15 protein-coding genes are annotated in these 14,023 nt (G+C 37.5%); 12 read left to right on the forward strand and 3 right to left on the reverse strand.

The features are described from left to right. Positions 1-12: 12 nt before the first annotated feature. Both D0T18_RS04465 and D0T18_RS04475 read left to right on the forward strand, forming a co-directional pair. On the forward strand, positions 13-498 hold the full coding sequence (locus tag D0T18_RS04465) for an NUDIX hydrolase (RefSeq protein WP_041160480.1): 486 nt from the start codon (positions 13-15) through the stop codon (positions 496-498). A 373-nt stretch (positions 499-871) separates the two neighbouring features. Beyond that, the gene (locus tag D0T18_RS04475) at positions 872-1,399 is read left to right on the forward strand and encodes a DUF7010 family protein (protein WP_116440564.1); all 528 of its coding nucleotides are present in this window, start codon (positions 872-874) and stop codon (positions 1,397-1,399) included. A 356-nt stretch (positions 1,400-1,755) separates the two neighbouring features. On the opposite strand, the gene D0T18_RS04480 is transcribed toward D0T18_RS04475, so the two are convergent. Continuing rightward, positions 1,756-3,030: an ATP-binding protein gene (locus tag D0T18_RS04480; protein ID WP_205411950.1), complete on the reverse strand. Its 1,275-nt coding sequence runs from the start codon at positions 3,028-3,030 to the stop codon at positions 1,756-1,758. Positions 3,031-3,082: 52 nt separating this feature from the next. Here D0T18_RS04480 and D0T18_RS06805 point away from each other — a divergent pair, with 52 nt between their 5' ends. The 3 genes from D0T18_RS06805 to D0T18_RS04490 all read left to right on the forward strand — a co-directional run bounded on the left by D0T18_RS06805 (position 3,083) and on the right by D0T18_RS04490 (position 5,248). Next, on the forward strand, positions 3,083-3,343 hold the full coding sequence (locus D0T18_RS06805) for a hypothetical protein (protein WP_162861138.1): 261 nt from the start codon (positions 3,083-3,085) through the stop codon (positions 3,341-3,343). A 36-nt stretch (positions 3,344-3,379) separates the two neighbouring features. Continuing rightward, complete coding sequence (locus D0T18_RS04485; RefSeq protein WP_116440566.1) at positions 3,380-4,366, forward strand: helix-turn-helix domain-containing protein; 987 nt, start codon at positions 3,380-3,382, stop codon at positions 4,364-4,366. Between the two features lie 267 nt (positions 4,367-4,633). Beyond that, positions 4,634-5,248: a DUF4097 family beta strand repeat-containing protein gene (locus tag D0T18_RS04490; protein WP_162861139.1), complete on the forward strand. Its 615-nt coding sequence runs from the start codon at positions 4,634-4,636 to the stop codon at positions 5,246-5,248. A 246-nt stretch (positions 5,249-5,494) separates the two neighbouring features. Here D0T18_RS04490 and D0T18_RS04500 read toward each other — a convergent pair whose 3' ends face one another. Together D0T18_RS04500 and D0T18_RS04505 are read right to left on the reverse strand one after the other, a co-directional pair. Next, complete coding sequence (locus D0T18_RS04500) at positions 5,495-5,896, reverse strand: DUF2178 domain-containing protein (protein ID WP_116440568.1); 402 nt, start codon at positions 5,894-5,896, stop codon at positions 5,495-5,497. Further along, positions 5,893-6,096, reverse strand: coding sequence for a helix-turn-helix transcriptional regulator (locus D0T18_RS04505; protein ID WP_004134772.1), 204 nt, complete (start codon positions 6,094-6,096; stop codon positions 5,893-5,895). Before D0T18_RS04505 ends, D0T18_RS04500 begins: the two co-directional genes overlap by 4 nt. Positions 6,097-6,433: 337 nt before the next feature. Between D0T18_RS04505 and D0T18_RS04510 the strand changes: the two genes are divergently transcribed. The 7 genes from D0T18_RS04510 to D0T18_RS04545 all read left to right on the forward strand — a co-directional run bounded on the left by D0T18_RS04510 (position 6,434) and on the right by D0T18_RS04545 (position 14,015). Beyond that, complete coding sequence (locus tag D0T18_RS04510) at positions 6,434-6,940, forward strand: GNAT family N-acetyltransferase (RefSeq protein WP_116440569.1); 507 nt, start codon at positions 6,434-6,436, stop codon at positions 6,938-6,940. Positions 6,941-7,252: 312 nt separating this feature from the next. Beyond that, positions 7,253-8,551, forward strand: coding sequence for a hypothetical protein (locus D0T18_RS04515; RefSeq protein ID WP_116440570.1), 1,299 nt, complete (start codon positions 7,253-7,255; stop codon positions 8,549-8,551). A 269-nt stretch (positions 8,552-8,820) separates the two neighbouring features. After that, complete coding sequence (locus tag D0T18_RS04520) at positions 8,821-9,000, forward strand: hypothetical protein (protein ID WP_012913999.1); 180 nt, start codon at positions 8,821-8,823, stop codon at positions 8,998-9,000. 1,055 nt (positions 9,001-10,055) lie between these two features. Further along, on the forward strand, positions 10,056-10,241 hold the full coding sequence (locus D0T18_RS04530) for a helix-turn-helix domain-containing protein (RefSeq protein ID WP_012914000.1): 186 nt from the start codon (positions 10,056-10,058) through the stop codon (positions 10,239-10,241). 26 nt (positions 10,242-10,267) lie between these two features. Then, positions 10,268-10,987 carry a DNA-methyltransferase gene (locus tag D0T18_RS04535; RefSeq protein ID WP_116440571.1) on the forward strand — a complete coding sequence of 240 codons (720 nt, stop codon included), beginning with the start codon at positions 10,268-10,270 and terminating at the stop codon, positions 10,985-10,987. Beyond that, the gene (locus tag D0T18_RS04540; RefSeq protein ID WP_012914001.1) at positions 10,988-12,061 is read left to right on the forward strand and encodes a DNA cytosine methyltransferase; all 1,074 of its coding nucleotides are present in this window, start codon (positions 10,988-10,990) and stop codon (positions 12,059-12,061) included. It abuts the gene before it with no gap. Beyond that, positions 12,054-14,015: an McrB family protein gene (locus tag D0T18_RS04545; protein ID WP_116440572.1), complete on the forward strand. Its 1,962-nt coding sequence runs from the start codon at positions 12,054-12,056 to the stop codon at positions 14,013-14,015. Before D0T18_RS04540 ends, D0T18_RS04545 begins: the two co-directional genes overlap by 8 nt. The last annotated feature ends 8 nt before the right edge of the window (positions 14,016-14,023 follow it).

Here is a 14,023-nt window from a genome sequence, read left to right on the forward strand (position 1 = left end):
AAGGAGTAAACTATGGAACATAATTGCGGATTTATTAACGATAAAAAAGCATTTAGATATAGAGCAGCAGCCATCATAGTAGAAGAAGGTTGTGTGCTATTTGCAGGAAATGATGAGGACGACTATTACTACTCAGTTGGCGGAGCGGTTCACATGGGCGAGACATCAGAAGAAGCCGTTAAGAGAGAAGTATTTGAAGAGACAGGTCTTAATTACGAGGTCGATCACCTTGCCGTCATACACGAGCACTTCTTCATCGGCAGCTCCGGCTTAGAAGGAGTAGATTTCCATGAGCTTACACTCTACTACTTGATGAAGCCCATGGGCAAAAGAGATTTTACGAGCCATAGTACTACAGAGTCAGGTGCTAAAGAGACAATGCATTGGTTACCTATAGATGAGCTTGATAAGTTCAAGGCTTACCCGACATTTATGAAAGAATATCTTAAATCGGAGCATAGTGGAATAGAGCATATAATTTCAGATGAAAGATATTAATGAATCCCGCTATTATGGCAAGAGATCGTTACATAAACATTATTTCTGTTTATGTTCGGACAGAAGAATCAGCCGAAAACATTAGCCAGGATACCATTAGAGCAGTTCGAAGATGTACTCTCTTACATAGATTATGAAAACATAGATCATGATACAATTACGCTTATCGGAGTCTCGAAAGGCGCAGAATACGCGTTGATGCCGGAGCAATGATCATTGAATTCGGTGGAGAGGAAGAAGAAAATCAGAAGGCTAAAGCGGAGTCTCAAACCTTGATACTTGAAACACTTATGTTTTGGATTGATTACCGTAGTCCCTTTGCACTGCCACGACGGGGAATATCAGATTGTGTTAGCATTTGAAGGAGAAATCAATGAGCTTAGATGAATTGAGGAATGATATCATCATAAAGCAGAAAAAAGGTCTGCCGTTTATTCTTACGTCCGTCGTAATATGGTTATTGATTACGGTTGTCACAGCATTGGATATAAATATTGCGATGAAAAATATCTTGGTGTTTTGTTGTTCAACGCCTATGCTTCCGCTGTCATGGCTGATAGGGAAGAAAATTGGCGTGGATATATTTTCAAAGGACAACGATCTGGGAAATTTAGGGTTTTTATTTACAATGAATCAGATTTTATATCTTCTCATTGTAATATGGGTGTTTAACGCCGTACCTGATAAAATGATTATGGTGTATGCAATGGTCTTTGGCGCATATTTACTGCCGTATTCATGGCTGTACAAATCAAAAGCCTACCGGGTTTTCGCAATTATCATTCCTGTTTTATCGCTTGTTTTAGGAAATCTTTTTGGCGGATTTGTTGTTGCAGGAACAGCTGCAGCTGTCGAAATTGCCTTTGTCTTTATTTTGCGAAATGAACTGAATGGTATATAGATAAGTAAATGAAATGATAGCCTGCTGTTCTGATGAAACAAGACCAGTTATCTTCAAGATAGAACGGATTGATTACGAAGACTAATCCCGGTTAGTAAGGATACTTAAGCTCAAAATTATACCTTAGATACGCACGTTTCAACGACATTCCCATTGCCATCTTCCATCATGCAACTAGCGTTAAGATCAGCTTCTTGATGGAGAGTTATCATCAGGGCAGTCTTGAAACATGTGAGACTGTCGTATTGATGTCAAAGGCTGATTAGATGGGTGCAATTTTGCTCTTGTGTAGCAGGGCTTAGCGAGGGCTATCGTTAAAAAGGTATAGCGCATTATTGTCAGAGCAAGGCTTCCTATTAGTTTTTTAAGCAGCCAATAGGAATAACATAAACACCGTCTTTACGGCAATACGCAAAGTCACCTGTTCCAGTTAAAACCATAAGGAAAGATGGCGCGTTCATTTTATCGGTGTCGATTTTATCTTTCATCGCTTTAAGGCTTTTTGCACCATCTTCAATGAGCTTGCTGCCACCGAGTTTAATTTCAATAAGACCGTATTTACCGTTTCTTAAATGAATAACTGCATCGCATTCCTGTCCGTCTTTATCTCTGTAGTGATAAACCTCGCCGCCTAGAGAATCTGCAAAAATACGCAAATCTCTGACGCAAAGTGTCTCGAATAGAAAGCCGAAAGTATTTAAGTCATTTATCAAGTCGTTTGGTCCAATCCCCAAAGCCGCTGCAGCTATAGATGGGTCGATATAATAACGTGTATCGGATGAACGAATGGCAGTTTTTGATCTTAGATTTGGATTCCAGGCAGGCATATCTTCTACAACAAATATTTTGCGAAGCGCATCAACGTAAGATGCAACAGTTTCCTCACTAATTTGCGTATCTTCGTTAGTGGAAATATCCTGCGAAAGCACAGTATTTGGTACTTGCGCTCCTTGATTCCTTGCGTATGAGCGCATAAGACGCTTAACTTTTTCAGCATTCTTTTGTACGTCATCTGCACGATTAATGTCGGAATGTACAACAGCGTCATAGTAATCAAAAGCTTGATCTAAAGCAATTTCATCACGCATATCCACCGATTGTGGCCATCCTCCACGGCATACAAGAAAAGCTAGGCGGTCAATACTTAAGTTTGAATCACCCTCAATATCCTTAGTTCCCGAAAAAAGGTTTTCCAAGCTAACTTCGCCCGTGGAATCACCTGATTCATACAAGCTCATTGGTCTCATTGTTAGCCACGTGAAGCGCCCAGTACCAGAGTGAGTAATTTCTGTAGTGTCCGCAGGAACGGCAGAACCAGTTAGTATAAACTGACCAAGCTTACTACGATGATCCACCTCAAACCGTATTGCATCCCAAAGTTTTGGAGCGAGCTGCCATTCATCAATTAATCTTGGAGTATCGCCATTCAGTAATCGCTTTGGACTTAGTTCCGACATAGCGATATTCTGTTCTTTCTTTTCCGGGTCGTCCATATATAGAACGCTTGCTGCATATTGTTCTGCAGTAGTGGTTTTTCCGCACCATTTCGGTCCTTCAATCAGTACTGCGCCTTTGCCTTCTAGCTTTCTTTTCAAAATATCGTCGGCAATTCTTTTCCTATATTTTTTCAACTTTGTCACCCTGTTTTCTAATTAAGTCTGCTCGTATTTTCTACTGATAATTATGAATTCTATCATCATTTTCCGACGATTGGCGAACTTTCATTCCGACGATTGGCGGGTTTTCGTTCCGATGATTGGCGGATTTCTGTTTCGATGTTTGGCGGCATCAGTGAAGATGATTGGAAAGCGCGGTGTGAAAATGAAAGAAAACGAATTGGCGGTCGGTTGCGCTCATTTGTCGGCAGAAATTGCGCTTTTAACGGCAATTGCCAACTGCACTTGCTACTACGCAACTGCTGTTTCAGATATAATTTCACCATGATCATGATGAATTCGAGTTTCAAATGGAGATGTTTTTATGATTTTAGCAGATAAAATATTGGAACTGCGTAAACAAAACGGTTGGTCGCAGGAAGAATTGGCGGACAAATTGGGCGTCAGTCGCCAAGCTGTTTCCAAATGGGAAGGCGCACAAAGTATCCCAGATATGGAACGGATAATTGCATTGAGCCGTTTGTTTGGTGTTAGTACAGATCTTCTGGTAAAAGATGAAATTGATGTTATGGGGAAGAACGTCAACGCAGGTGAAAATGCCTGCCAGGAAGAAGCCGGCGTTCGCATGCGGGTAATTGAGCTGGAAGAAGCCTCCGCTTATATTGCTCACAGAATATCATTTGCCGCCTATGTTGCTCTAGGCGTTCTTCTTTGTATTCTGGCGGCAATACCGTTGGTCGGCAGTGATCTTTTGCTTTCTCACACAGTAAATGCACAAGTCGGTAAAACTATGGGCTTAGCATTCAGTGTTGCGATTATTACCGTAGCTGTAGCTATTTTTATTATTCAGAGTTTCCACGGAAAGCGTTATCAATATTTGGAAAAAGAGGACTTTGAAACGGCTTACGGCGTTGACAGTGTGCTCAAAGAACGCTTGGAACGGTTCATGCCGTCGTATGTGCTGCGGACGGTCAGCGGTGTCGTTTTATGTATGGTTGCTTTTATTTTTCTTATAATTTCGGATATAGCGCCGAAATTTTATCAACTTTCATCCGGCTTTTTTGTAGTTGTCGCTATTGCTCTGGTGGCAGCAGCTGTTTATTTATTCGTACAGGCGAATATTGTCCGCTCGTCCTATTACCGTTTGCTGCAGCCGAAGAAAAAGATTGTCTATCCTGCAAAGATTAGGTTATTCCTCCAAGCTTACTGGCTTATAATTGTCTGCATTTATTTAGCCTACAGTTTCATTACGTCCGATTGGGGAAAAAGTTGGATTGTTTGGCCGTTGGCCGCATTGACTTACGGAGTAATAGAAGTGGTGCTCAAAGCGTGGATGCTCGGAAAGAAATAAGTGACTTTCAGCGTCGATTTTGTGGCGATGTTTGGCGGCATCAGTGAAGATGATTGGAAAGCGCGGTGCGTGAAATACATGTCATCAACTCATAAAAGGCAAGATATTTAGTGTGCTGTGCTAGTTTGAAAGATTTAATAAAATACTCTCATTGGTGTAGTGTATGTAAATAACATTACCCGACGTGCCTCTTAACAATGCGGATTAAGTCGGGTCTTTTGATTTTTGGTCTATAACCCGATATTTAACAAGGGAGTTGTTCAAGTTGTGAATAGTAGGAAGTTTGTAGCAAAAACTAAAGATGTTAGCTTAACGGTTAGAAGGGCTGATTCTTTTAACATTAGTTATGTTAATTGTGAAAAAGACGTGTTTGGGATTGAAGAAAATCAAGATGGTATAAAGCTCGTTCAAACAGAGAAAGTGTCGGCTTTTTACTGGTTGCGTTGGCTTGCTAAAGGCAGTCCTGAGGTAATTGTTTCGTTGCCGGAGAGTGTTGATTTTTGTGAGATTGAAGCTGAGTCGAATCAAGTATTAGTAGCAGATATTAAAGCTGACAAGATTTATGCGGAGGTTCATAACGGCAGGGTGGAAGCAAGAAATGTTCAGGCGAATGATGTTTTTCTAAAGTGTCTTAATGGTTCTGCTGTGGTGAATAATGTTAAGGTTGTTGCTTCTTGCATGGTGGATACGTTAAATGGTACGAGTGTTTTAGAAGGAGAAATTACCAAGGGTGCATGTCTTGAAATAGATTGTGAGAATGGTATTCGCGAGGTTTCTGATAAGAATAAGGTCAATCTTAGTTGTAATAATCTTGGGTGTAAAACAGATGGATGTGCTCATTATGCTGTGCATTGCTTAAATGGAAAAGCTGTAGTGAAGTAATACTGTTGTGGTGTTTTATGTCCGCTACTGTGACTAGTCGCACGAAATAGAGTTTGGCATATTCTAAAAACGCTTCGGAATGTTGAGCATTAGGCTTGGTGGTTTTTAATCCAAGTGTAAAGGTCATTTTCATTTGCTTCGCCTGATGCAACTTTGAGAATAAAAAAGTTCCGTATTAGAGATAAGGAATTTATGAAGGTTGGTCAGCCTTGTAATAAGTAGTAAATGAGCGGGTTAGGTCTGATTTTAATATTTTTTCTCATAATATTTGTTGATAAAAAACATGATTAATGGAGAAAAGGCAATCGAAATAGCTAAAAGAGCAGCTGGTAAATATGCTTTTGTGATAAATGCAATTATGGCAATTATTCCCATTAGGTGTATTAGTATGAATGCCATTGTTGCATTTACTTTATCTTTGATTTTCTCGTTTCTTTCATCGTTCACATTTATTTTGTAGTTGTGGTCTTTTTCCATCATCTTATAGTGCATGATTTTTACGTGTGAAAGTGAGATAATTGCAACAAAAACAACTGACAGTGCAATTTCTACGGATTTGTTCAGTTTAAGAGTCAGTGCAAGAATTAATCCGCAAACTCCTATTACATATCCTATGTACCAAAAATTCTGTGTTTTCTGTTTTTTCATTTTTTATCTTCCTCGTAGATAAATATTTCTTCGATTGTTAAATCAAAGTACTTGGCAATTTTGTATGCCAATATGATTGACGGGTTGTATCTTCCATTTTCCAAAGAACCGACTGTCTGTCTTGATACTTCAAGTGCGTCTGCAAGTTCTTCTTGTGTTATGCCTTTTTCTTTTCTAATTTGTTCAAGTCTATTTTTCACATTACATTCTCCTTCCTAATGGAAAGCTAGCTTTACATATAAGATAATTGTTTCGAGAGTAAATGTCAAGTTTGCTTTCCGTTGGATTTAATATTGTATTTAATAAAGATGTGGTGGAGCACCTGCTGTGAGTTTTGCTTTGCTAATGCTGATGTTAATGTAGTGCTAATTTGTTGAAAAAATTAAATTTTTCCTTTAATAAAGCTTGCGTGTGTAATTTTTTAATATTAATGCTATGAAAACTAAACAGACTATTATGGATTCTAATTTTAATAGAATTGTATTTTTATTAGAATTGCATATTAAGGATATTGCATATTAAGAATAAGGAGAACTTATGAAATTAATTAGACCAGATAAGAAATATATCCAAAGTTATATAGAGGCAAATGAAGAAGATGAAATTTTCAGGCCGAATGCAGAAAGACGTTTTATACACCCTGAGACAATTATAGAGAGTTCTTATAACTATGAACATGGTATAAATTTACCTGCAAATTATGTTAGAGCTACTACATTTTGGTTGATAGATAATGAAAAATTTATTGGCGAAATTAATATCAGGCATGAATTAAATTCTTTTTTAATTAACTATGGTGGTCACATAGGATACGAAATTAGACAATCTGAATGTATGAAGGGCTATGGAACAAAAATGCTTTCTATGGCACTTACATATTGTAAAGAGACTTTGAATCTACATAAGGTTTTGATTACGTGTGATGATGACAATATTGGGTCGATAAAAGTTATAGAAAATAATGGTGGAATTTTGGAAAATAAAGTGAAAAATAGCTTATCAAGAGGAAATGTTACAACAAGAAGGTATTGGATTAATATATAGGAAAAAAGATTAAAAACAGCGAATGTGAATGTGAGAGTGACAGGAAAATAGCCGCAAAAGCTCGGTAATGCTGCGGTTTTCTGGCAATCTGGGGACTTCGGAATTGGGCAGACAAAACACTCTGCGGAAATTTATCTAAAGGAGAACCAACCAAGAGTGTGATGGTAGAGTTGCCAAGATAGATGTCAATAAATGGAGTTGCCGGGTTAGATGTCGGGTAGTTGTGGTCGTGAGATAGATATCAAGATTGGTGAGGCTTGATTTATTCGCAAAATTTACTATTCCTATTATAGAACGTTAAAAGGAGGAACTTTGAATATAGAGTATGTTGTAGTTGGCATATGTATTGTGGCAGTGGTGATGATTGCTGCTTTCCTAATTAATAGGCTAAAGAAAACAAATATTCCCAAAGACGAGAATAGCTCTGATTTGAATAATAGTGCGATGATAGTAAAGAAAACAAGTAAATTATCTCAGCCAGATCAAAAGCTCGATGAACTTGTCATTCAGATGGAAATGCTTCCGGTAGAAGCAATATCTGATGATAGTAAGCTGGTGGAGATAACTGATAGTAAAATTCTGGGGCGTGTGAACAATTTGTTTTCCGGATTGGTGCAAGCTAGTATAGCAGGTTCCAATGCAGTCCAAACTGCAAAAGCGGGAAGCGAGGTTTTGTATCGCGCTATAATCCCGGCTGGTGCTAAACTTACCAATTCTAAGGCTATGGAAGGAGCGGTTCGAGGACTCTATTTTGGTGCTAATGGAATCAAGGGTCATGCAAACCTTGTAGCGGTTAAAGCTAAAAATGTAGTAGCGAATAATGTGGGTGTAGCCATGGGATTGGCATCAATTGTTGTTGGGCAGTATTACATGACGCAGATAAATGCAGAGCTTGGAGCAATCCGTGATGGAATTTCAAAAATATCTGATTTCCAAGATAACGAATTTCGAAGTCGGATTTTTTCACTTGTTGCTCATGTTAAGAAAATTGCCGACTTTCAAGTAGAGATCCTTGAGAATGATGAATTGAGACTGTCAAAGATTGCGCAGCTCGATAATCTAGAAGAAGAATGTACTCAGTTACTTGGTCAGGTTAATTTAACTTTGGCGGGCTTTACAAAGAAAAATGACCTGGATTATGCATCTTATGAAAAGGAATTAAAAGAAGCGCAAAACTGGTATACATACCAAAAAGCATTGCTTGATGTGCTGTATAAGATTTCCGACTTGAGGTATACGCTTCATCTGGGGGCTGTCTCAAGAAAGCAGTGCCTAGCGCTTTTGCCGACATACACAAAGCAGGTGGAAGATACTCAAGCATTATTGACTGGCTGGCATCAGACATCCGTAAATCGTTTAAGCATTGATACAGATGAGATCAAGCGTAAAAGAGATGGAATCGATCGCGTCATTCATTTTATTCCTGGATTATTTGATGATGACCTTAATTTTAGGGCGATTAACAAAAAAACAGTAGATATGATAACGGCTCAAGCATCAGTCAAATCCATTAAACATCCGCAGGACACCTCTGACCTGTATGCCGAGGATGTGCAATTGATTTCTAAAGACGGTAAAATCTACTACTTACCAATGGGTAAGGCAGAATGAATGTGAAAAAAGAAGAATGATAAGGTGACAGATACGTTGTAACAAAAAGTATGACAGTATTCGTCCTCTTGACATGAATGGTGCCACCGTCACTCAGAATGCCATTCACGCCAACTATGATAATTTGTTAATTAGTGAGAGAGGTACTTTAGCACCGTTAGTTTCAAATAGTTGAATTTCATCAGTGGACGTTAGCATTATTGTTATATTATCGTCCACTTGAGACCCTGGTGATTCTAAATGCACCAGCTTACTAGGAAGGCATCTAAATGAGTAAATGTTCAAACTGTCGTAAGCAAATGCAGCTAGTTTCTATTCTAATAAGCGTAATGGTTCCAGTTATTGCAGCTTTCGCTATTATGGAGTTATATCATCTGCTTGGAGTAGCCATTGCAATGGAACTGATTCTTATCGCTTGGACAGTCGTGCTTATTAAGTCAAGCAAGTAAAACAATTCTCCGACTAGACAGCGAGACTAATTAAATGGATGACATCATGCAAGTACGTGTTTTGCAACTCCTAAGTGGAGTGGACGCGATGTATTTATTCTAAAGAGTGTCCACGGCTAGCTTGGGTGAGGTCAGAGACTTTTTGCGATAGATTTCTAAATAGCGTTGAGTTCCATGAGCTTATTCTTCATAATGTATTTAGATTAAATTCCGAAATGGAAATAATTCTAAATAGGAAGAGGCGTACGTTTACGAGATGTTGTTCACAGATATAATATACGTTTAATGTTAATAATAAAGGCATCAAGAAACAGTTAGAAGTTGATTTCATAGCTAATCTTGGAAGTAAAAGATATTATATTCAATCTGCCTATAGTCTTCCTTCAATCGAAAAGATACATCAAGAAAAAGCGTCCTTGTTATATATTGATGATTCATTTAAGAAAAATAATTATCGTAAAAGATAGAATAAAACCTTTTTTGGATGAGCATGGAATACTTACTATTAGTTTATTCGACTTCCTATTGGATAGGAATAGTTTAGATTTGTAGTGAATAGCTTAACGTATTAGTTATGCTTATATTCCCACACATATTCCCGAGCACGAGCTTTTGAAAACTATTAACTTTTATTCATTTCATATTTGTCTCTCAATCCACGTGGAGACTGTTGTATTGATGTCAAGAGCTGATTAACTGGGCAAATTTTGTCTTTGTGTAGCAGGGGTTTACAGGGTCTATCGTTAAAAGGTTTAATGAGTGGCGGCTGTAAGCTGGCTCGGCGTGCTTTTTGAGTGCAGTTTGGCTGTTTGAGGGAAGATATCAATGCTCTAGGGTCGAGTGCACAGGATGGTAACGGTAAAAAGTACACACGACTTGCTCACAGGCTACAGCGTCAAAGATAGGCAATTTCTTATAATGTAAAATATCTAGTAATATATACAAATATAATGAAATATATCCAAATACAACCAAATACATTGACCTTTTATAAAAAGCAGATATAATGGTAGTTGGGTCTGTAGTGATGAAAATTTAGAGGTGGTATAACACAGATGAAAAATGAAGAAGGCTATATCAGCATTGATGAAGCGGCAGAATACTTGGGGATAAAAACTGTCACTCTGAGAACCTGGATAAGAAAAAAACCAGATATGCCAGTATATAAAATAGGAAAACTTTGGAAATTTAAACGCTCGGAATTAGATAAATGGATTGCCAGTGGAGAAAGTGCAGAGTAGCTGTTAAGTTAGGAGAGTGATTCATATTGTCTAAAATAGAACTTTACAACGATGACTGTATTGTTGCTATGGATAATCTTAGGGCAAAATCAATAGATTTAATTGTTACAGATCCGCCATATAATCTTGGTAGTTTTATGAAAACTAGAGATACTAATCTAAAAAAGATGAGAGACAATTTTTTTGCTGCCGCAGGTTGGGATGACATGGGTTTTGAGGAATGGAAGAAATCCATGAAGTCTTTTTTTGAACTATCTTCTAGAGTCATGAAAAAGGGTGGCTCTATGATTGTGTTTATGGCTATTATAAAAGTTGAAACGATTATAAAGTTAGCTGAGGAATATGGATTTTACTATAAGACAACAGGGATTTGGCATAAAACTAACCCTATGCCCAGAAATATGAATTTACATTTTGTAAATTCTACAGAAGCATGGGTGTATTTCACTTATAAAACAAAGACTGGAACATTTAACAATGGTGGAGCTATGTTTCATGATTTTATAGAAACATCCGTCACTCCGAATAGCGAAAGAAAATATGGAAAACATCCAACGCAAAAGCCAGAAAGTTTGATGCAGCACTTTGTAGAAATACTTTCCAACCCTGGTGATAATATTCTAGATCCATTTATGGGCTCTGGAACAACGGGAGTTGTTTCAAAACGAGCTGGTCGCAATTTTATAGGTATAGAATTAAACTCAGAATACTACAACATTGCTAAATCTAGGATAGAGGGCAAATAAATGCAACCAACGGTAATAGATTTATTTTCAGGCGTAGGAGGATTATCGTTAGGCTTTGAAGAAGAAGGATTCAGTGTTCTTTTAGCTAATGAGTATGATGAATCCATTGCAAACGCTTATATGAAAAATCATAAAACAACAAAAATGGTCGTTGGTGATATTACCTCTCTTGATTTGGATGCTGTTTTTGGAACATATAAAAATAAGATTGACGTCATTATAGGAGGGCCACCTTGCCAAGGCTTTTCGCAAAAAGGTCAGCGGAAAACAATCTACGATAAAAGAAATTTTTTATTTGAATATTATGTAAAGGTAGTTGAGCTTGTAAAACCTAAGTATTTTGTAATGGAGAATGTCCCAAACCTGCTTACTGCTGAAAAAGGTTATTTTTTTAATGAAATTGAGACGCTATTTAATGCTATGGGGTACTTTTTGCAGCATGGAGTACTTAATGCCGCGGATTTTGGAGTACCACAAAATAGAAAAAGAGCAGTTATTATTGGCAAAATGAATGGGGTTGCTCCGTCTTTACCATCCTCGCTGAATGAGAAAGTAACTATATGGGACGCAATTAGCGACTTGGCATTTTTAGAATCAGGAGAAGGTGATGAGGTGCAAGAATACAGATATGCGCCTCAAAGCGAGTATGAAAAAAAATTACGTGGACATGCTAACCTTTTGTATAATCATAAGGCAACAAAACACTCTCCACTTTCATTAAAAAGATTGAGAATGATTCCTCCTAATGCCGGTAAAGAAGTTTTACCAAAAGAGCATCTAACTAAATCCATATATAGTGGTACGTGGACCAGGATGAAAAAAGATGATATATCCGTCACGATAACAACAAGATTTGATACACCTTCTTCAGGCAAATTTACTCATCCTTTTTTAAATCGGGCAATAACAGTAAGAGAAGCGGCCAGGATACAGTCATTCCCAGATGAATTCATATTCATTGGTAGTAAGAGTTCTCAAATGAGACAAGTTGGTAATGCTGTTCCGCCACTATTGGCATCAGCAATCGCTAGAGTAATTAAAAATGATATTATGGAGGGAAACATTGATGAATAGACCAGATAATATGTCCGCTTATAGTGCATTGGATTTAAAGCTTGGTATTAAATCTTCGCTCCCACATGTTAAGAGTGCTGTCGCGCTAATACTTTTGTTTTGGGAGTGCTCTATTAAGTCTGCTGAGCTTCAGTATTCCGTGCAAAGTGAAGACAAAATAGTAATTAATCCAAATTTGAAAACTGCTATTAAAAATAAACTAGCACAAATTTGTAAACAAGATGGTATTAACATTGATACAGTAATAGATGCTATAAATAATAATTCACTATTTAAGTCTCAAATGGAATCGCTAATAGTAGCCTTTGAGCTAATTTGGAAGTTAGCAAAAATCAGCTTTATTGATGAAGATAAAACTACTAGTGCAGAAAGGACAGGTGGAATAAGGTATCCCAAAAAATTAATCTATACGGTTAATGCTGACATTATCGATACTCTAATTGACAATGATTGGGATGCTTATGTACGTATTTTGATTTTGTGGATTGGTGTTGATATTAATTATGATAAGCAGATAGAGACTCGATTGAGTCGCTTGTTAACTGCAATATCTGAAGGCGCAATCTTTAAATTAGTTGATGGTACTAATGATGTTATTTTTAATCAAAACGACGTGTATAAGAAACTAATGCAAACTAAAAATAATGTAGACTTAAATGGAGATGAAGAAACTAAAGGTTCTTTAAGAATACTTAAATCTCTGCTTTCGGATGGACTGAACCCATACCTTGAGTGCCATAATGGAGATGTTCAGATATTAAAAGGTCAGTTTAATAATCTAGAGGAATATCAAAAAAGAGTAGAAACCTTTCTGCAGCTATCAACCACAAAAATAATAGACTCCGAGGATGTAAATATAGATAAAGAGACCGATAGACAAGATTCGCTTGAAAATAATCGCGTTGTAAGTGGGCGTAATATTCTTCTATATGGTGTTCCGGGTTCTGGTAAGAGTTGGACTATTGAGCATGAATATTGCAAACCTGGAAGTGTTGTAGAAAGACTTGTATTTCATCCTGACTACACTTATTCAGATTTCATTGGACAGATTCTTCCAGCAGTTTCAGATGATGGACAGGTAAGTTATAAGTTTACTCCTGGACCTTTTACGAATATCCTTCGTGAATCATATAACAATCCGAGCAAGGAGTACATCCTTATTATTGAGGAAATTAATCGTGGTAACGCTCCTGCTATCTTCGGAGAAGTGTTCCAGTTGCTTGACCGTAAAGTAGAAATTCGTGATATTGATGACAACGGATATCCCATCGGTACAAGTGAGTACGGTATTACAAATATGAATATTGCTGAGGAGATGTACGGCAAGGATAGAAAAACAGAAAAGGTTCGTATTCCTTCAAACCTTTCCATCATAGGTACGATGAACACATCAGATCAAAATGTTTTCACGTTAGATACAGCTTTTCAGCGCAGATGGGATATGCGTCTTATCGAGAACGATTTTGCCAGTGTTGACAGTTCGCTTGCTGATGCAGAAATCCTTGACACTGGAATAACATGGAAAAATTTCTGTGTTGAAATCAATAAGATTGTTGTTGAGAATAGTGCAAGGATGACTTCTGCGGAGGATAAGAGGCTTGGAGCATACTTTGTTCATGTTCATGACCTTAAATACGATGACACTATGGGAGCTCTGAAAGAATACGATGCTCTTCGTATGAAAGAAACCAGTGGTTCCCTTACAGATGATGAGAAGTCCAGAATTGCAGTGATTCGTGATGCAATGCGACAAAATAGGAAGTTCCCTGAAAAGGTAATAAAATATCTTTGGGATGATGCATTTAAATTCAACCGTGAAATTATCTTTGATGTTGATAAATATCAAAGTCTTGAACAAGTAATACATGCTTTTATGTATGCCAATGGTACTGAGCGCTTTAAGGTGTTTAAAGATAATGTCAGGGATGCATTTGCTAATGTAGAAGAAGATTAAGGTGGTGA

This window comes from Gardnerella swidsinskii, assembly GCF_003397705.1.
GTDB classification, from domain to species: domain Bacteria; phylum Actinomycetota; class Actinomycetes; order Actinomycetales; family Bifidobacteriaceae; genus Bifidobacterium; species Bifidobacterium swidsinskii.